The sequence below is a fragment of the Glaciimonas sp. GG7 genome, from assembly GCF_052976905.1.
Window position 1 is genome coordinate 1 of sequence record NZ_JBRIIQ010000011.1, and the last position, 16,992, is coordinate 16,992.

At 51.6% G+C, this 16,992-nt stretch carries 17 protein-coding genes and 1 tRNA gene; 10 read left to right on the forward strand and 8 right to left on the reverse strand.

Annotated features, from left to right (window positions below):
* The 8 genes from ACVBEF_RS04700 to ychF form a co-directional block, all read left to right on the forward strand.
* On the forward strand, positions 1–1,600 hold a 1,600-nt coding region (locus ACVBEF_RS04700; protein WP_447122791.1), incomplete at its 5' end, for a tetratricopeptide repeat protein.
* The gene (gene lolB / locus ACVBEF_RS04705) at positions 1,600–2,274 is read left to right on the forward strand and encodes a lipoprotein insertase outer membrane protein LolB (RefSeq protein WP_447122792.1); all 675 of its coding nucleotides are present in this window, start codon (positions 1,600–1,602) and stop codon (positions 2,272–2,274) included. The genes ACVBEF_RS04700 and lolB, both read left to right, overlap by 1 nt.
* A gap of 22 nt (positions 2,275–2,296) precedes the next feature.
* Positions 2,297–3,163 carry a 4-(cytidine 5'-diphospho)-2-C-methyl-D-erythritol kinase gene (gene ispE / locus ACVBEF_RS04710; RefSeq protein ID WP_447122793.1) on the forward strand — a complete coding sequence of 289 codons (867 nt, stop codon included), beginning with the start codon at positions 2,297–2,299 and terminating at the stop codon, positions 3,161–3,163.
* A gap of 80 nt (positions 3,164–3,243) precedes the next feature.
* Positions 3,244–3,320: transfer RNA gene (locus ACVBEF_RS04715), tRNA-Gln, on the forward strand.
* 200 nt (positions 3,321–3,520) lie between these two features.
* The gene (locus ACVBEF_RS04720; protein WP_447122794.1) at positions 3,521–4,474 is read left to right on the forward strand and encodes a ribose-phosphate pyrophosphokinase; all 954 of its coding nucleotides are present in this window, start codon (positions 3,521–3,523) and stop codon (positions 4,472–4,474) included.
* 225 nt (positions 4,475–4,699) lie between these two features.
* Positions 4,700–5,299 carry a 50S ribosomal protein L25/general stress protein Ctc gene (locus tag ACVBEF_RS04725; protein ID WP_447122795.1) on the forward strand — a complete coding sequence of 200 codons (600 nt, stop codon included), beginning with the start codon at positions 4,700–4,702 and terminating at the stop codon, positions 5,297–5,299.
* A gap of 123 nt (positions 5,300–5,422) precedes the next feature.
* Positions 5,423–6,007, forward strand: a complete 585-nt coding sequence (pth, locus tag ACVBEF_RS04730; protein ID WP_447122796.1) for an aminoacyl-tRNA hydrolase — start codon at positions 5,423–5,425, stop codon at positions 6,005–6,007.
* 131 nt (positions 6,008–6,138) lie between these two features.
* Positions 6,139–7,230, forward strand: coding sequence for a redox-regulated ATPase YchF (ychF, locus tag ACVBEF_RS04735; protein ID WP_447122797.1), 1,092 nt, complete (start codon positions 6,139–6,141; stop codon positions 7,228–7,230).
* Positions 7,231–7,346: 116 nt separating this feature from the next.
* Here the strand turns inward: ychF and ACVBEF_RS04740 are convergent, their stop codons facing one another.
* From ACVBEF_RS04740 to ACVBEF_RS04775, 8 genes are all read right to left on the reverse strand, one after another.
* A complete protein-coding gene (locus ACVBEF_RS04740; protein ID WP_447122798.1) occupies positions 7,347–7,955 on the reverse strand; it encodes an FHA domain-containing protein in 609 nt (202 codons plus the stop codon).
* A gap of 64 nt (positions 7,956–8,019) precedes the next feature.
* A complete protein-coding gene (locus tag ACVBEF_RS04745; RefSeq protein WP_447122799.1) occupies positions 8,020–8,805 on the reverse strand; it encodes a Stp1/IreP family PP2C-type Ser/Thr phosphatase in 786 nt (261 codons plus the stop codon).
* Positions 8,806–9,009: 204 nt separating this feature from the next.
* Complete coding sequence (sucD, locus tag ACVBEF_RS04750; RefSeq protein WP_447122800.1) at positions 9,010–9,891, reverse strand: succinate--CoA ligase subunit alpha; 882 nt, start codon at positions 9,889–9,891, stop codon at positions 9,010–9,012.
* 83 nt (positions 9,892–9,974) lie between these two features.
* Positions 9,975–11,159 carry an ADP-forming succinate--CoA ligase subunit beta gene (sucC, locus tag ACVBEF_RS04755; protein WP_447122859.1) on the reverse strand — a complete coding sequence of 395 codons (1,185 nt, stop codon included), beginning with the start codon at positions 11,157–11,159 and terminating at the stop codon, positions 9,975–9,977.
* Between the two features lie 80 nt (positions 11,160–11,239).
* Entirely contained in the window at positions 11,240–11,815 is a 576-nt protein-coding gene (locus ACVBEF_RS04760; RefSeq protein ID WP_447122801.1) for a DUF2889 domain-containing protein, read from the reverse strand.
* A gap of 198 nt (positions 11,816–12,013) precedes the next feature.
* Positions 12,014–12,505, reverse strand: coding sequence for a recombination regulator RecX (recX, locus tag ACVBEF_RS04765; RefSeq protein ID WP_447122802.1), 492 nt, complete (start codon positions 12,503–12,505; stop codon positions 12,014–12,016).
* Between the two features lie 223 nt (positions 12,506–12,728).
* Positions 12,729–13,850: a recombinase RecA gene (gene recA, locus ACVBEF_RS04770; protein ID WP_447122803.1), complete on the reverse strand. Its 1,122-nt coding sequence runs from the start codon at positions 13,848–13,850 to the stop codon at positions 12,729–12,731.
* A 166-nt stretch (positions 13,851–14,016) separates the two neighbouring features.
* Positions 14,017–14,592 carry a helix-turn-helix domain-containing protein gene (locus tag ACVBEF_RS04775; RefSeq protein WP_447122804.1) on the reverse strand — a complete coding sequence of 192 codons (576 nt, stop codon included), beginning with the start codon at positions 14,590–14,592 and terminating at the stop codon, positions 14,017–14,019.
* A 169-nt stretch (positions 14,593–14,761) separates the two neighbouring features.
* Between ACVBEF_RS04775 and kbl the strand changes: the two genes are divergently transcribed.
* Together kbl and ACVBEF_RS04785 are read left to right on the forward strand one after the other, a co-directional pair.
* Positions 14,762–15,970, forward strand: a complete 1,209-nt coding sequence (gene kbl / locus ACVBEF_RS04780) for a glycine C-acetyltransferase (protein ID WP_447122805.1) — start codon at positions 14,762–14,764, stop codon at positions 15,968–15,970.
* 13 nt (positions 15,971–15,983) lie between these two features.
* Positions 15,984–16,955: an NAD-dependent epimerase/dehydratase family protein gene (locus tag ACVBEF_RS04785; protein ID WP_447122806.1), complete on the forward strand. Its 972-nt coding sequence runs from the start codon at positions 15,984–15,986 to the stop codon at positions 16,953–16,955.
* Positions 16,956–16,992 lie beyond the last annotated feature (37 nt).

The window sequence follows — 16,992 nt, forward strand, 5'->3', positions numbered from 1 at the left end:
AAGCGGGGAAATTCTCTTCAAAGTCGTCAGTTCCGAGATCGCTTTTCAGCGTGGCAACTGGCAATCCGGCTATGCCACCCTATTAGGCGTTGCGCAACAAACGCGCGACCCGCGCCTGGCACGCCGCGCTGCCGAAATGGCGCTGAGCGGCAAACAGGGCGGCGATGCGTTGGTCGCCATTCGCTTGTGGCATGAACTTGCCCCGGATTCGGAAGAGGCAACCCAGTACTATCTCGGCTTCATTATGCTGAGCAATAACCTGGCAGAAGCACAGCCGATTTTTGAGCAACGTATTCAACAAGCCCCACCACAAACGCGCGGACTGATGATGCTTCAGACGCAACGACTACTGAGCCGCGCCCAAGACAAAGCTGCTGCCATGACGATGCTCGAAGCGGTCGTCGCGCCCTATCTGACTATGTCGGAAGCGCATCTGGCGTTAGCCCAGGCGGCTTTTTCCAATGCCAACAGTCAACGCGCCACTGAAGAAGCGAATCTGGCCTTAAAGCTAAAACCTGACTCCGAGCTCGCCATCCTGACCGTTGCACAAGTCTCGCCAGATAAAGCATCGGCCCAAAAAGCGTTAACCGATTTTCTAAAAACACACCCGAAAGCGCGTGAAGTACGGATTGCCTATGCCCGTATTTTGGTAGAAGACAAAGCATACGATCAAGCCCGCAGCCAGTTTGAAATTTTGCTCAAGACCGACCAAAAGGATTTGACCACTCTGTTGGCGCTGGGCTTACTCAACGCACAAATCGGCGACACCAAAATGGCCGAAAAATATCTGATTAACTACGTCGATGAATTGGCCGCACACCCCGACGAAAATCGCGACAATACTCAAGCGCTACAGCTTCTGGCCCAAATAGCGGCCGAGCGCAATGATATCGACGGCGCACTCAAATGGCTGGCCAAAGTCGGTCCTGGCGAAGCCTATCTTGAAACCCAACTTCGCCGTGCGCTATTAATCTCCAAGCGCGGCAATATCGATGCGGCCAGACAGGTTCTCGCCCAGATCGAAACCAATGGTGAAGCCGAAGAAGTACAAGTTACGCAAGTCGATGCCCAATTCCTGCGCGAGGCAAACCGGAGTATCGAAGCCTTTAGAGTGCTGGAAGCCGCACTCAAACATTATCCAAACAATCCTGATTTGTTGTACGACTATGCGATGGTGGCCGAAACACTCAACAACATCCCGGTCATGGAATCATCTCTGCGCAAACTCATCGCTCTGGCGCCCAATAGCCAGCAAGCCTACAACGCGCTCGGTTACTCATTGGCCGACCGCAACGTCCGACTGCCAGAGGCGTTGGTGCTCATCACCAAAGCGCTAACGTTAGCCCCTCAGGATCCTTTCATTTTGGATAGCATGGGCTGGGTGCAATTTCGACTAGGCAATCTGACCGACGCAGAAACGCAACTGCGCGCAGCGTATAGCGTCTTGCCTGATGTTGAAATCGGCGTTCATCTGGGCGAAGTTTTGTGGATGAAGGGCAAAAAAGAAGAAGCACAAAAACTATGGCGTGAAGTGCGTGCAAAAGACCCCAAAAATGCCTCATTAAACAGCACGCTGGCACGCTTGCATGTGAGTCTGTGATGATGTCGCTGACATGGTTTGCGCGTGGATCACGCGTCGTTCAACGCGCCACGCTAACAGCAATGGGCGGCACAGTCATCACCGTCACTTTAGCCATCAGCGGCTGCTCAACCCTGAGTGCACCATCGACGCCGAATATCGCCGCAGTGAGTAGCCCACGCCAATATCATCAGTCGATTGACTTGAGCGGACGCTTATCGGTACGCTACGAACAGAACGGCAAAGAACAAGCCGTCCACGGTAGCTTCACCTGGTCCCAAACCAGCGATCATACGGTTGTCACGGTACTGTCTCCCCTAGGGCAAACCTTGGCGACCATTGATATCACGCCACAGCAATCAACTCTCCATCAAGCTGGTCAGCCATTGCGCACCGCAGCCGATGTCGATCTGCTCACAGCACAAGCGCTGGGGTGGCCGCTCCCGATTGCTGGCTTGCGCGACTGGCTGCAAGGTTTCGGCTCAGACGCCAGCGGTAAGCCGTTCAACGTCAGTCCGGCCAGCGATAACAGCACAACCAACGTGACGACAGCGGACCAATGGCGCATCCAATACGTCAGCTGGCAAACCGGCTCCCAAGACAGCTATCCAAAACGCATCGATCTCACGCGCAACACCGAACAAGCGGGTCAAGTCGCTATCCGTATCGTGGTCGATAGCGCACAGCCGCGCTGATCGTTTTTCTATTCATTCCACCATGACGCGAATCCTCAAGAACTGCCTCGCTCCCGCCAAATTGAATCTTTTTTTGCACGTCAACGGGCGGCGAGCGGATGGCTATCATTTATTACAAACCGTATTTCAGTTGCTCGACTACGGTGACATCCTGGACTTCGAAACCCGTGACGACGGCGTCATCCATCGGGTGTCAGACATTCCGGGCGTACCGCCAGAGATCGACCTGATCGTGCGTGCGGCCAAGCTACTCCAAGCCGCTGCGTATCAACAATCCGGAAAAAAAATCCCCGGTGCCAACATCACGATTAACAAAATATTGCCGATGGGCGGTGGCTTAGGCGGCGGATCGTCTGACGCGGCCACTACCTTAATGGCGCTAAACCGGCTATGGGATACGGGCTTTGATCGCACAGCATTAATGACCATCGGCTTGCAGTTAGGCGCAGACGTACCCTTTTTTATCTTTGGTCAAAATGCCTTCGCCGAAGGTATCGGCGAGGCGCTGCAAGCCGTTGAAACACCCGATTGCTGGTACGTCGTCATCGAACCTGGTGTTCAAATTCCGACATCGTTAATATTTTCATCAGAAGAATTGACACGCGAGACAAAATTAGTCAAAATAGCGGACTTTTCAGGGCATCAAGAATCTTGCTTCGGAAAGAATGATTTACAGATCGTCGCCACAACATTGTTTCCCGAAGTAGCCGTTGTCATTGATTGGTTACAAAGACACGGGGAAGCAAGAATGACCGGCTCCGGTGCATGCGTTTTCTCAGCGTTCGCGCAAGAGAAACAAGCAGATGAAGTACTGAAGTTAGTGCCTCAGCATTGGAAAGCATGGAAAGCTAAAGGAATTAGCTACCATCCTTTAAAAGATTTGCTATAATCTGCACCCAAATTCGTTGGTCATGAAGTTAAACAACGCACTGACATAGTGTATTGATCATGAGCAACAACAAGTTGCGTAGGGGAGTCGCCAAGTTGGTTAAGGCACTGGATTTTGATTCCAGCATTCGAAGGTTCGAGTCCTTCCTCCCCTGCCATTAGTTCTGAGTTATCCAGTGATAACACCAAATAAGTAACATCAAAGCAGTAAAAGACCAGCGTAATACGTGGCAGCAACTTTAGCCCGTAGCAACGCGAAAAACACGACGAAACAAAAAAATAAGCCGCCAAAGCCAGACTGTCCCAGTCAGGCATTGTCGGCTTTTCAACTTTCTAACGACTGTACTCAGGAATCTTCATGGCACTCGAAAACCTTATGGTTTTTACCGGTAACGCAAATCCGGAACTCGCTATTGGAGTCGCCAAACAGCTCGGCATTCCGCTTGGCAAAGCTAACGTCACCAAATTTTCCGATGGTGAAATAGCCGTTGAGATCAACGAGAATGTACGCGGAAAAGATGTTTTCGTTCTGCAATCAACTTGCGCGCCAACCAACGACAGCCTGATGGAAATCATGCTGATGGTCGATGCACTCAAACGTGCATCTGCTGGTCGTATTACTGCGGCAATTCCCTATTTTGGCTACGCAAGACAAGATCGCCGCCCACGCTCAGCGCGCGTTGCGATTTCTGCCAAAGTGGTTGCCAACATGCTGCAAGAAGCCGGCGTTGAACGTGTCTTGATCATGGATCTGCATGCAGACCAGATTCAGGGCTTTTTTGATATCCCGGTTGATAACATTTACGCGTCGCCCATTTTGCTAGGCGACCTGGTTAGCAAAAACTATGACGATCTGCTCGTTGTTTCTCCAGATGTCGGCGGCGTAGTACGCGCCCGTGCTCTGGCTAAACGGCTCAATTGCGATCTGGCCATTATCGACAAACGCCGCCCAAAAGCGAACGTGTCGGAAGTCATGAACATCATTGGTGAAGTTGAAGGCCGTAACTGCGTGATCATGGATGATATGGTCGATACCGCGGGCACGCTTACAAAAGCGGCAGAAGTATTGAAAGAACGTGGCGCCAAGAAGGTCGTCGCGTATTGTACGCACCCGGTATTATCCGGCCCGGCCCTTGAGCGCATTGCCAACTCGCCGTTAGACGAACTGGTGGTAGTTGACACCATTCCGCTGACTGCCGAAGCAAGGGCCTGCAGTAAAATCCGTCAGTTGTCATGTGCGGAGTTGCTAGCTGAAACCTTTAAACGCATCAGCAAGGGCGATTCAGTTATGTCGCTATTTGCTGAGTCGTAATAACAATAGGACTTACGCAAAACCGCCCCAGCGGCGTTATTCCTCCTGGCCTTACGTTCGTAATGGCATCAAAGGAATGCCTTGCTGGGACAATTTTGCGTAAGTCCTAAACAAGAATGTAGAAGCTCTGACTGCGGATTCCCCCTTCAGAGGCATACTTAAATCTCCTGGTCGCGGGAGATTTTTACCGCAAGACGCAAGTCCTGCAAATAATGGAGTTTCAAAATGAAAGTTATCGCATTTGTACGCAAAGAGCTGGGGACCGGAGCGAGCCGCCGCCAGCGCATTGCAGGCCAGACACCTGGTATCGTCTACGGTGGTTCGGACGCGCCAGTCAATCTGTCGCTGGATCACAACGCGCTTTACCACGCGCTGAAAAAAGAAGCGTTTCACTCATCGATTCTGGATCTGGAAATCGACGGCGTGTCACAAAAAGTTCTGTTGCGCGACTTCCAAGTCCACGCATACAAACAATTGGTTCTACACGCTGACTTCCAGCGCGTAGATGCAACCAAAGCAATCCACGTAAAAGTGCCATTGCACTTTATCAACGCAGATGTTTCACCAGCAGTCAAATTGTCGGCCGGTATCATCAGCCACGTTATGACTGACCTGGAAATTTCATGCCTGGCAAAAGATCTGCCTGAGTTCGTTGAAGTTGATTTGGCCACTCTCGAAGTTGGTCACTCAATCCATTTGACCGACCTGAAAATGCCTGACGGCGTAACAGCTGTCAGCCAGGAAAATCTGACTGTCGCAACCGCTGCGATCCCAGCTGGTAAAGTCGAAGCTGAAGCGCCTGCTGCAGCGACGCCTGCTAAGTAATGCAATAAACGGCCAGCCTCTTGTGTGGCCCATAAAAAACCCGCCCCTCGTGGCGGGTTTTTTATTGTTGCCCCAGCAAAGATCCACGATACTGACTCACCACACAGCCTTACTCGGAATCCCATGTCTATTCGCCTCATCGTCGGCCTCGGCAATCCCGGCCCGGAATACGAACAAACGCGCCATAACGCTGGTTTCTGGCTAGTCGATAATCTGGCGCAAGATTTGGGCTGCAGCCTCCAGCGCAAAGCTGACTTCAAGGCATTGATCGGGAAAGCCAGAATGAGCACGCAAGAAGTCTGGCTACTAGAGCCTCAAGTCTTCATGAATCGCTCTGGTCAATCAGTCGGCCCATTCGCCCACTTTTATAAAATCGCAGCCGATGAAATCCTCGTCGTGCATGATGAACTAGACCTCCTCCCCGGCATCGCCAGACTCAAAAAAGGTGGCTCATCCGGCGGCCACAACGGCTTAAAAGACATCACCGCCGCCCTCGGCACACAAGACTACTGGCGCCTACGCATCGGCATCGGCCATCCGCGCACGCTCAATTTACAACAGGGCGTGGCTGATTTTGTCTTGCATCGCCCACGCAAGGAAGAGCAGCCACTACTCGATGAGGCGATTGCAGAGAGCCTGAAAGTGATTCCACTGCTTTGTGAGGGGCAGTTTTCTGAAGCGACGATGCGTTTGCATACGGCCAAATAATTCTGGCAATAACTATCGAAGCACCACACATCCATTGCCAGTGCTTAATGCGCGTTTTGATTTAGAAACAGAACAACTGGCTGCTTCCGGTAAAATACCGGGTTAATTCTATCTCTTGCAAAGTAAATATCATGAGTCTCAAATGCGGTATCGTCGGCCTACCTAACGTTGGCAAATCCACCCTTTTCAATGCACTGACCAAAGCAGGCATTCCGGCAGAAAACTATCCCTTCTGCACGATAGAGCCGAACGTCGGTATGGTCGAAGTACCGGACCCGCGCTTGTCTGCGCTGGCGCTGATCGTCAAACCGGAGCGCGTTTTACCAGCCACGGTCGAGTTTGTTGACATCGCCGGCTTGGTCGCTGGCGCATCCAAGGGTGAAGGTCTGGGTAACCAATTTCTGGCCCACATCCGCGAAACCGACGCCATCGTCAACGTGGTGCGCTGCTTTGAAGATGACAACGTCATCCACGTTGCTGGCAAAGTCAGCCCTTTGGACGATATCGAAGTGATCCAGACTGAGCTCGCATTAGCCGACATGGGTACGGTTGAGAAAGCGATTCATCGCGAAAATAAAAAAGCCCGCTCGGGCGACAAAGATGCGGCGAAATTGGTCGCCATTCTGGAGCGTTTGATGCCGGAGCTAGACCAGGCCAAGCCAGTACGCGCTTGCGGCCTTGATGCCGAAGAAATGGCCTTAATCAAGCCACTCTGTCTAATTACTGCAAAACCAGCGATGTACGTTGCCAACGTTTCGGATACAGGCTTCACCAACAATCCGTTGCTAGATCAATTGACGGCCTATGCCGCATCGCAAAATGCACCGATGGTGCCGATCTGCGCATCGATTGAGTCTGAAATTTCGGATTTGGACGAAGCCGACAAGCACGAATTTCTAGCCGATATGGGGATGGAAGAGCCGGGTCTGGATCGCTTGATCCGTGCTGCGTTCAAATTACTCGGCTTACAAACGTATTTCACGGCTGGCGTGAAAGAAGTACGCGCCTGGACTATCCATGTGGGCGATACCGGGCCACAAGCAGCTGGCGTGATCCATACCGATTTTGAGCGCGGCTTTATTCGTGCCCAGACGATCGCTTATGAGGATTTCATTACTTTTAAGGGCGAGTCTGGGGCTAAAGAAGCGGGCAAAATGCGTGCTGAGGGTAAAGAGTATGTGGTGAAGGATGGCGACGTTTTGAACTTTTTGTTTAATGTCTGATCCGAAACTGTCATTTTACGGCGCGTCATAAAACTTCAAAATCCTCGTATCTACGGGGATTTTTTTTATGGAGGGCGAATCAATCGTTTGCGAGCAACTGCGTATTCAACTTTTTATCAATACTCTCCGGAACGCCAGGAAAACCTCACCATCGTTCCAGCGATATCAATCACATCCCCATCGAGCAACGGTCGCGCCCCGCCACTCAGGGGCGTGCCGTTGATACTCGTATAAGTACTACCCTCAACATGCGTGAGCTCATAGCCGTTTGGTCGGCGCGTAATAATGGCGACCTGAACTCCCGGGCGGCCTATCGTCGTCAGTACTTTAGTCAAGGGCATCGTTTTATCCGGGCTTGGACCATCGATGATCGTAATGATCGCGTCGGACTGTGGAGTTGAAAGCATGTTTGGACGACTATCCTTAATGTCCGGATCTGTATCAACAAGGTAGGTCAACTGGTACTCAGTCATCTGAATCACATCTTTATGCTGCAAAAAATGTTTAGAGATCGGATGCCCGTTAACCTGCGTACCGTTCGTGCTGTTGAGATCTTCCAGGAAAGAGTCGCTACTGATGGTAACGATGACCGCGTGTTGGCCGCTAACAGCCGGGTGATCGATCACCATATCATTGTGAAGCCGACGACCAATAGTAGTGCGCTCCTTATGTAGCACCATTTCTTGAACAACATTACCGTCTTTGGTCAGGATGATCTTCGCCATTCCTATCTTTCTTGGTGCCAAGGCTAAGGAAAAATACGAAACGCCACCGCGCCCCGTACAGTCATCATAATGATGCGCTTATCTCTACTGTTTTTATTAATATTGCAGAAACATTATCCTGACCGCCACTGGCATTTGCCGCTTGTATCAGCGCATCACAAGCACTCTCCATATCGCCGTTTTCCTGCGCGATAATGCCAGCGATCTGGTGCGCCGATAGCCGGTCTGACAAACCATCAGAGCACAGCAGAAAAATATCTCCCGCTTGCAATGTGTGCTCATGCACTTCCACTGTGAGTTGATGCTCGGCACCCACAGCACGGGTGATCACGTTGCGATTCATGGCAAGCGCAGCTTGCTCTGGCCGCAACCGCCCAGCCTCAATTTGCTCTTGTAGCCATGAATGATCGCGGGTCAATTGCACCATTTCCCCATCCCGTCGTATCACATACGCACGCGAGTCACCTACATGGGCTGTGCTCACGCAATCCTGATGAAACCACGCCAGCACCACAGTTGTGCCCATACCGCGATATTCCGGCTCCCGCCGCGCAGCCTCAATAATCGCACTATTCGCCTTTCGAACCGCCTGCATTAAGCATAATCGGCGCACAGCAGGCTGATCGTCGGGATGGTGATAAATATTATCGCGCTGATATTGCTCTATAGAATCCTGGATAGTCGCCACGGCGATACTACTGGCGACCTCGCCGGCATTGTAACCACCCATGCCATCGGCCAGAATCGCAAGCTGCAACGCTGTACTGACGGCGATAGCGTCTTCATTCTCAGCGCGCACCATGCCAACGTCAGTCTTGGCAGAAAATTCAAATCGGAGATGGCTGGACATTCAATGGCTATCAAAAGGAGGTTGTATGAGCGAATGCGGGTGTAAATGTATTTTCGTCGGTTAGTGCAGGGACAGCAAGATAAACACGTTCCGGAATATTTGACTAAAACTACCCAGTATCGCGTGGCTACTTATTTTAGAACGACAAAAAAGGAGCCGAAGCTCCTTTTTCATTACCGAAGTACCTCTGCAAACATCGCAGAATTACAGCATTGCCTTCAACAAACGCGCCATCTCAGACGGATTCTTAGTCGTTGTAATACCGCAAGCTTCCATGATGTCGAGTTTTGCTTGCGCAGTATCGGCACCACCAGAAATCAACGCACCGGCATGGCCCATGCGTTTGCCTGCAGGTGCTGTCACGCCAGCGATAAAGTTGACGACTGGCTTCTTCATGTTGTCTCTGATCCAGTAAGCCGCATTCGCCTCATCCGGGCCACCAATTTCGCCGATCATGATGACCGCATCGGTATCAGGATCGTCGTTAAACATGCGCATGATATCGATGTGCTTAAGACCATTGATTGGATCGCCGCCGATACCCACTGCCGACGATTGACCCAGACCCAGTGCGGTCAATTGACCGACTGCTTCGTATGTCAATGTGCCGGAGCGTGATACTACGCCGATACGACCTTTTCTGTGGATGTGGCCTGGCATGATACCGATTTTGATTTCGTCCGGCGTAATCAGACCCGGGCAATTTGGTCCTAGCAGCAATGTTTTGCTGCCAGATTTAGCCATGCGGTCTTTCAGTGCCAACATATCGCGCACAGGAATACCTTCGGTGATGCAGATCGCCAGATCCAACTCAGCTTCAACCGCTTCCCAGATCGCTGCTGCCGCGCCTGCTGGCGGAACATAAATCACCGAAACGTTGGCACCGGTCGCTGCTTTGGCTTCGGCAACATTGGCGAAAATCGGAATGCCCTCAAAGTCTTCACCCGCTCTTTTTGGATTCACACCGGCAACAAAAGCTTCTTTGCCATTAGCGTAATCACGACAGCCACGGGTGTGGAATTGACCGGTTTTACCGGTAATGCCTTGGGTGACAACTTTTGTATCTTTGTTAATCAGGATCGACATATTTGTTCCTTGCCCTATTTTTGAGCGCTATGAATAGTAAGTACGGAGCTAAGTACTCAGCCCGCACGCCGCATTCACAACGATTATTGACCGTTAGCCGCAGCAACAACTTTCTGCGCAGCTTCTTCCATACTGTCGGCAGCGATGATAGGCAGGCCCGATTCAGCCAGCAATTTCTTGCCGATTTCTTCGTTCGTACCCTTCATGCGCACAACCAGTGGCACCTGCAATGACACCGCTTTAGATGCAGCGATGACGCCTTCGGCGATCACGTCACAACGCATAATGCCGCCAAAAATGTTGACCAGAATGGCTTTCAATTCTGGATTTTTCAACATGATCTTGAATGCTTCTGTGACTTTTTCTGCTGTAGCGCCGCCGCCTACGTCGAGGAAGTTGGCCGGCTCGCCGCCGAACAATTTGATGGTGTCCATTGTCGCCATCGCCAGACCAGCACCGTTGACCAGACAACCGATATTGCCGTCAAGCGAGATGTAGGCCAGATCAAATTTCGATGCTTCGATTTCCGCTGGGTCTTCTTCGTCCAGATCACGGTACGCCACGATTTCCGGTTGACGGAACAAGGCGTTAGGGTCGAAATTGAATTTCGCGTCCAGAGCGATAATTTTGCCCGAACCGGTAACGATCAATGGATTGATTTCGGCCAAAGAGCAATCGGTATCCCAATACGCTTTGTAAAGACCTTGCAACTGAACCCGAGCGTCCGCAATAGAACCGGCTGGTACGCCGATTTTTGCTGAGATGCTATCCGCATCAGCGTCCGTCAAGCCGGTCGATGGATCGATCACGACTTGATGAATTTTTTCAGGATGGCTTTCTGCAACTTCTTCGATGTCCATCCCACCTTCGCTTGACGCCATCAGCACCACGCGCTGGCTAACCCGATCGGTCACCATACTGACGTATAGCTCTTGCTTGATATCAGCACCTTCTTCGATCAACAAACGACGCACTTTTTGACCTTCCGGGCCAGTTTGATGCGTGATCAGTTGCATACCGAGAATGTCGTTTGCATATTCGCGTACTTGTTCCAGCGATTTAGCAACTTTTACGCCACCGCCTTTACCGCGACCGCCTGCGTGAATTTGTGCCTTCACAACCCACACTGAACCGCCGAGGGTCTCAGCAGCTTTAACCGCCTCATCGACACTCAGACACGGAATACCGCGTGGTGTTGTTACTCCGAATTTGCGGAGAATTTCTTTGCCCTGATACTCATGGATTTTCATGCGAGCTTCCCTTCTGATGCTGATTTAAATTAACTTGCTGGTTGGATTAAATAAAATGCACTTAGAAATAAATTGCAAAAAATCATTAACTGCACGCACTAACTAGCGTCAGTTTTAGGCGGGACAACAGCCCACCTCGGGTAATACTGAACAACGACAGGCCCATCGCTACGCAAGGCATGGCAACTATCGAGCTGAAATGGCTTTTTATCTTTCGCAATCAACTCGGTCTGATCACTATAGTCTGGCGTCTTAGAAAATGCCTGAATCGCCGCAGTCGGCAATATTTGCGCCAGTTCAGTCAAATGCGTGCAACCTAAAGCGCCACCAATACGTTGCTTCACCATGGCGCGGAAACCCTTCAAAAGATTCAAGCCAATCAATGTATTGTAGGCAGGCGCTATCGTATTGCAATATCCCGGATAAGGTACGGACTCTGAATCCGCTGCGACTTCGACGATGTTGTACTGATGATCCAGCGTTAACCGCAACCATAGGCTGTGCAGGGGCTGGCCGGCTGGCAATATGCCACGGGCAAGCAGAAGATCATTGGATTTGATATCGGTAATATGCGCGTCTAATTCCCATAAGCCATCTTCACGTATGAACGCGTCGATTTGTATGGTGCGCGTATGTTTCAACGCCCGGCGAGAAGTTGAGGGTAATAGAGACATTTTGATGGTCTGGTTTGCGTGTCGTTACCACAGTTTCTATGGTAACTGCCGCTCCTGCGGCCTGCAAAAAACCACAAAAGTGTAGCACAGCTAGGGGGAATAGGTGAGTTTGTGTGCGTTGCAACAATGGTACGACCCAACTTGTCTTTTATTTATCCATTTCCATACAGTATGGCTCAGTACGCCACCCTTGAGTGTTCAACCAAAATCCGATCCGGTATCACCCCCATCAAAATCAATATCCTCATCGCGGGCACCGTTAATGACGGCCTGCACTGCACGATGAGAAAATCCCCTCTGTAGCAAAAATCGCATTTGCTTGACACGTTCGCTCGCGTCGGCTGGCTGATGATCGAATTTTTTATGCCAGACTTCACGGGCACGGGCTACTTCGCCATCGGCAAGCTGGGTCTTAATCGTGCTGATGGCATCGGGATCGATACCGTGACTTTTTAATTCCATCAAGATGCGACTATTGCCGAAGCGACTGGCGCGGCGATGAATGAGAGACTCCGAAAACCGCTCTTGGGATAAAAATGTTGATGCTTCCAGCCAATCGAGCACCGTCTCAATATCGTCCCCCTCTTGCGCATATCGGGACAACTTGCGTCTTAATTCGATCCGGCTATGCTCCCGCATCGATAAGTAGCGGAGGGCTCGCCCTTTAAGACTGATTGTTGGTTTTGCCATTGCAGCTATCCAGGATCATGGTAAAGATAATACTGATCTTATTTTCACCCGAAAATAAGAAATCGGACGGTGGGTTTGATCCCTTACCGTCCGATTTAGTCCCTATCAGGACTTACGCAAATTGCCCCAGCGGCGTTATCTTTCCTGGCATTACTTTCGTAATATCTTCGTCAGTCTGCCTTGCTGGGACCATTTTGCGTAAGTCCCTATATTAGGATCTGTTCTACTCTACTTTTGCTGCCGCGGCAGCTTCCTTGGCAGCTGCTTTTTCAGCAGCCTTGACAGCCTTCTCTGCTGCTTTATCAGTTTCTGCAGGAGCTGCGCCTTCCAGCAACGGCACACCTAATGAGGCACGCACTTTGTTTTCGATTTCACGCGCCAGTTCCGGACGCTCTTTCAGATAGTTACGGGCGTTGTCTTTACCTTGACCAATACGCTCGCCGTTGTAGCTATACCACGCACCCGATTTTTCGACGATTTTTGCGTCTGAACCAAGGTCCAGAATTTCGCCTTCACGTGAAGTGCCCGAGCCGTACAGAATATCGAAATGCGCTTCCTTAAACGGCGGCGCGATTTTATTCTTGACAACCTTGACACGTGTTTCATTGCCAATGACTTCATCGCCGGATTTGATGGAACCGGTACGACGGATATCCAAACGAACCGAAGCGTAAAATTTCAGTGCATTACCGCCGGTCGTGGTCTCAGGATTGCCGAACATGACACCGATTTTCATACGAATCTGGTTAATAAAAATCACCAGCGTATTGGTACGGTTGATGCTGCCAGTGAGTTTACGCAGCGCTTGCGACATCAGACGCGCTTGCAGACCCGGTAAGGAATCGCCCATGTCGCCTTCAATTTCAGCACGTGGCGTCAGCGCTGCAACGGAGTCAATCACAATCAGGTCAACACCGCCGGAGCGTACCAACGCATCGGTAATCTCAAGCGCCTGCTCACCGGTATCGGGTTGTGAAATCAGCAGATCGGCCAGATTAATACCAAGTTTTTGCGCATAGCCAACGTCAAGCGCGTGCTCAGCATCGATGAACGCACAAGTACCGCCCAGCTTTTGCATTTCAGCAATGGTTTGCAGCGTCAATGTGGTTTTTCCTGATGACTCAGGACCGTAGATTTCGACCACGCGACCACGTGGCAAGCCACCCACACCCAGTGCGATGTCCAGACCTAATGACCCGGTAGAGACGACCTGCACCTCTTCAATCACCGCGCCATCGTCCATACGCATGATGGAACCTTTGCCGAATTGCTTTTCGATTTGTGCCAACGCCGCAGCAAGTGCCTTGCTTTTATCGGGATTCGGGGCGGATTTCTTATCGTCCATGGATGTTCTTTCGGCAAAAGGAGGTGGGGGACTAAATGAATAGACGGTACTGTATAAAAAAACAGTGTTATTTGCAAGCGTTACCGGAATTAAGTTCAGAGTGTTGCTAATTCGGTTTGGCAAGCACGCATTGTAAACCTGTTTGAAGGCGAACTCGGGCGTAGCATTATCGGTGTATCACCACCAATAGCGCCCGTGCCTCGGCTTTGCCGATATTGCGGATGGCGTGATGCTTGTCTGCAGCGTAGCGCGCCGTGCCGCCAATTTTCAACTTTTTCTTAACGTCATCGACAACAACTTCGACACTGCCATGCAGCACGGTCAAATGTTCCATCGTCCCCGGATCATGCGGCGTGGACACCAACGCCCCCTCCGCCGCTAACGTCAATTCATACCATTCATATTTTCCGGCCAATTCCATCGGCCCCAAGATCCGCAGCACATAACCGGCGTGAATGCCGGGCAACGTCGGGGTTTCGTGCGGGTCCATGACATGAATGACCTCTTTGTCAGAGGTTTCCGTCGCCAGTAATTCTTCAATCCCGATGCCCAAAGCATTCGCCAGTCGCCAGGTCACGGCGATGGTTGGATTCGCTTTTTCGCGCTCAATTTGCGAGAGCATGGATTTCGACACGCCAGCCGCCCGGGATAAATCGTCCAGCGTCAGCCCGCGCTTCAGACGCAGTCTTTGTAGCGTCGCGCCTACTTCGGGTGGCGTGTTGTGAGGTATCGGTGCATTCATAAAAGTCGCTTGCTATGTTTAATGGCGGTCGGTAATATCCACTATATCGAATATTTGTTCGATATAGTGGATTTACATATTCATATTGAACAGCATCGTACCAGACCCCACCAAAACCCGTTCCGGCAGTAAAATTTTAGTACGTGCACGCTCACGACAAGGACCTGAAATGACCCCGACCAATGCGAAAGCCAGCTTCTACACTGGCCTCGACAACAATCTGAATGCCTTACGCGAGCAAGGTCTCTATAAACCAGAACGGGTCCTTAGTTCACGACAGGGAGCCGAAGTTATTTGCGACGATGGCAGAACGCTCATTAATCTTTGTGCAAACAATTATTTAGGCTTGTCCGGCGACGAAAAACTGGTGCAGGCGGCAATCGATGCTACCGAGCAATACGGCTATGGGCTGTCTTCCGTACGCTTTATTTGCGGCACCCAAACCGTTCATAAAGAACTGGAACAGGCCTTGTCAGCCTTTCTGGGAATGGAAGATACGATTCTGTACGCCGCCGCATTCGATGCCAACGGCGGCTTGTTCGAGCCTCTCTTCGATGAGCAAGACGCGATCATCTCCGACACACTCAATCACGCCTCCATCATCGACGGCATTCGCCTGTGCAAAGCCGCCCGCTTCCGCTATACCCACAACGACATGGATGATCTGGAAATCCAGTTGCAGGCCGCTGCCGACAAGCGCCACAAAGTCATCGTCACCGACGGCGTCTTTTCGATGGATGGCACGATAGCGCAACTCGATAAGATCTGCGATCTGGCCGACAAATACGGTGCACTCGTCATGATCGACGAATGCCATGCCTCCGGCTTCATGGGCCAAACCGGGCGCGGCACGCACGAGCATCATCACGTCATGGGCCGCATCGATATCATCACCGGTACTCTTGGCAAAGCATTGGGCGGGGCGATGGGTGGATTTACCGCTGCCAAGCGTGAAGTAATCGACACGCTACGCCAAAAATCGCGCCCGTATTTGTTCTCCAATTCGCTCGCCCCAGCGATTGCGGGCACGTCGCTCGCTGTGTTGAAAATGCTCTCCTCGTCCACTGAATTACGCGACCGTTTGCATGCTAATACCGCCCATTTCCGGCGCGAAATCACACAACTGGGCTTCACCATCAAATCCGGTACACATCCGATCGTGCCGGTCATGCTGTTCGACGCCCCCGTCGCGCAACAATTTGCGCAACGTTTATACGCACTAGGCGTACTGGTCACCGGCTTCTTTTATCCGGTTGTGCCAATGGGGCAAGCCCGCGTGCGGGTGCAAATGTCGGCGGCGCACAGCACGCAACAACTCGATCAGGCGCTCGCCGCCTTTGCCCAGGTCGGACGCGAACTCGGTCTCATCAAACACTAAGACGGTGAATATAATGGAAAAAATTCTGGTAATCGGCGCGAACGGACAAATTGGCAGTGAACTAGTCGATGCGCTCATGGAAAAACATGGCGTCGACAATGTCATCGCCGCCGATATCGGCCCCGCCAGTCTGTACGGCGCTACCTGCTACGCGCATCTGGATGTACTCGACAGCAATCGGCTGGCGCAAGTGGTCGATAGTCATAACATCACGCAGGTCTACCAACTGGCGGCGTTGTTGTCAGTGACTGGCGAGCAAGCCCCACTCAAAGCCTGGACCCTGAACATCAACGGCTTGTTAAATATTCTGGAACTGGCGCGTGAGCGCGGCTTGGCCAATAAGCCATTGCGCGTCTTCTGGCCATCGTCCATCGCCGCCTTCGGACCACACACACCCGCCATCGATACCCCGCAATTAGCCGTCATGGATCCGACCACTATTTACGGCATTAGTAAGCAAGCCGGCGAAAGACTGTGCGAATACTATTTCAACAAATTCGGCGTCGATGTCCGCAGCATTCGCTATCCCGGCATCATCAGTCACAAGTCCCCACCGGGCGGCGGCACGACTGACTACGCCATCGCCATTTTTCACGCCGCTAAGCAGGCCGGGCAATACACCTGCTTTCTCGGCCCAGAGACTACGTTGCCGATGATTTACATGCCCGACGCCATCCGCGCCACGATCGAACTGATGGCCGCACCCGCGGCCCAAGTGCGGATACGCTCAGCCTACAACGTCGGCGGCATGAGCTTTTCTCCGGCGCAGTTGGCGCACGCTATCACACAACGATTACCCGAGTTTGCGATCCGCTATCAACCGGACGAACGGCAAGACATCGCCGACAGTTGGCCGCAAAGCCTTGACGACACCCACGCCCGTGCTGACTGGGGCTGGCATGCAGAGATTGATCTGAATCAATTGGTGACGGATATGTTGACGAATATTCACGTTACTGCAAATAAAATGCCACATGCTGCTTGAGGCTGTATGACGAAAAAAGACGGCATGAATATGTATG

Coding starts and splice junctions, on each gene's coding strand:
- ACVBEF_RS04740 (WP_447122798.1), bottom strand. CDS start 7,955: ATGGCGAAGATCATCCTGACCAAAGACGGTAATGTTGTTCAAGAAATG.
- ACVBEF_RS04745 (WP_447122799.1), bottom strand. CDS start 8,805: ATGTCCAGCCATCTCCGATTTGAATTTTCTGCCAAGACTGACGTTGGC.
- ACVBEF_RS04725 (WP_447122795.1), top strand. CDS start 4,700: ATGAAAGTTATCGCATTTGTACGCAAAGAGCTGGGGACCGGAGCGAGC.
- ACVBEF_RS04760 (WP_447122801.1), bottom strand. CDS start 11,815: ATGTCTCTATTACCCTCAACTTCTCGCCGGGCGTTGAAACATACGCGC.
- lolB (WP_447122792.1), top strand. CDS start 1,600: ATGATGTCGCTGACATGGTTTGCGCGTGGATCACGCGTCGTTCAACGC.
- sucD (WP_447122800.1), bottom strand. CDS start 9,891: ATGTCGATCCTGATTAACAAAGATACAAAAGTTGTCACCCAAGGCATT.
- ACVBEF_RS04785 (WP_447122806.1), top strand. CDS start 15,984: ATGGAAAAAATTCTGGTAATCGGCGCGAACGGACAAATTGGCAGTGAA.
- ispE (WP_447122793.1), top strand. CDS start 2,297: ATGACGCGAATCCTCAAGAACTGCCTCGCTCCCGCCAAATTGAATCTT.
- recX (WP_447122802.1), bottom strand. CDS start 12,505: ATGGCAAAACCAACAATCAGTCTTAAAGGGCGAGCCCTCCGCTACTTA.
- pth (WP_447122796.1), top strand. CDS start 5,423: ATGTCTATTCGCCTCATCGTCGGCCTCGGCAATCCCGGCCCGGAATAC.
- ychF (WP_447122797.1), top strand. CDS start 6,139: ATGAGTCTCAAATGCGGTATCGTCGGCCTACCTAACGTTGGCAAATCC.
- ACVBEF_RS04720 (WP_447122794.1), top strand. CDS start 3,521: ATGGCACTCGAAAACCTTATGGTTTTTACCGGTAACGCAAATCCGGAA.
- recA (WP_447122803.1), bottom strand. CDS start 13,850: ATGGACGATAAGAAATCCGCCCCGAATCCCGATAAAAGCAAGGCACTT.
- ACVBEF_RS04775 (WP_447122804.1), bottom strand. CDS start 14,592: ATGAATGCACCGATACCTCACAACACGCCACCCGAAGTAGGCGCGACG.
- kbl (WP_447122805.1), top strand. CDS start 14,762: ATGACCCCGACCAATGCGAAAGCCAGCTTCTACACTGGCCTCGACAAC.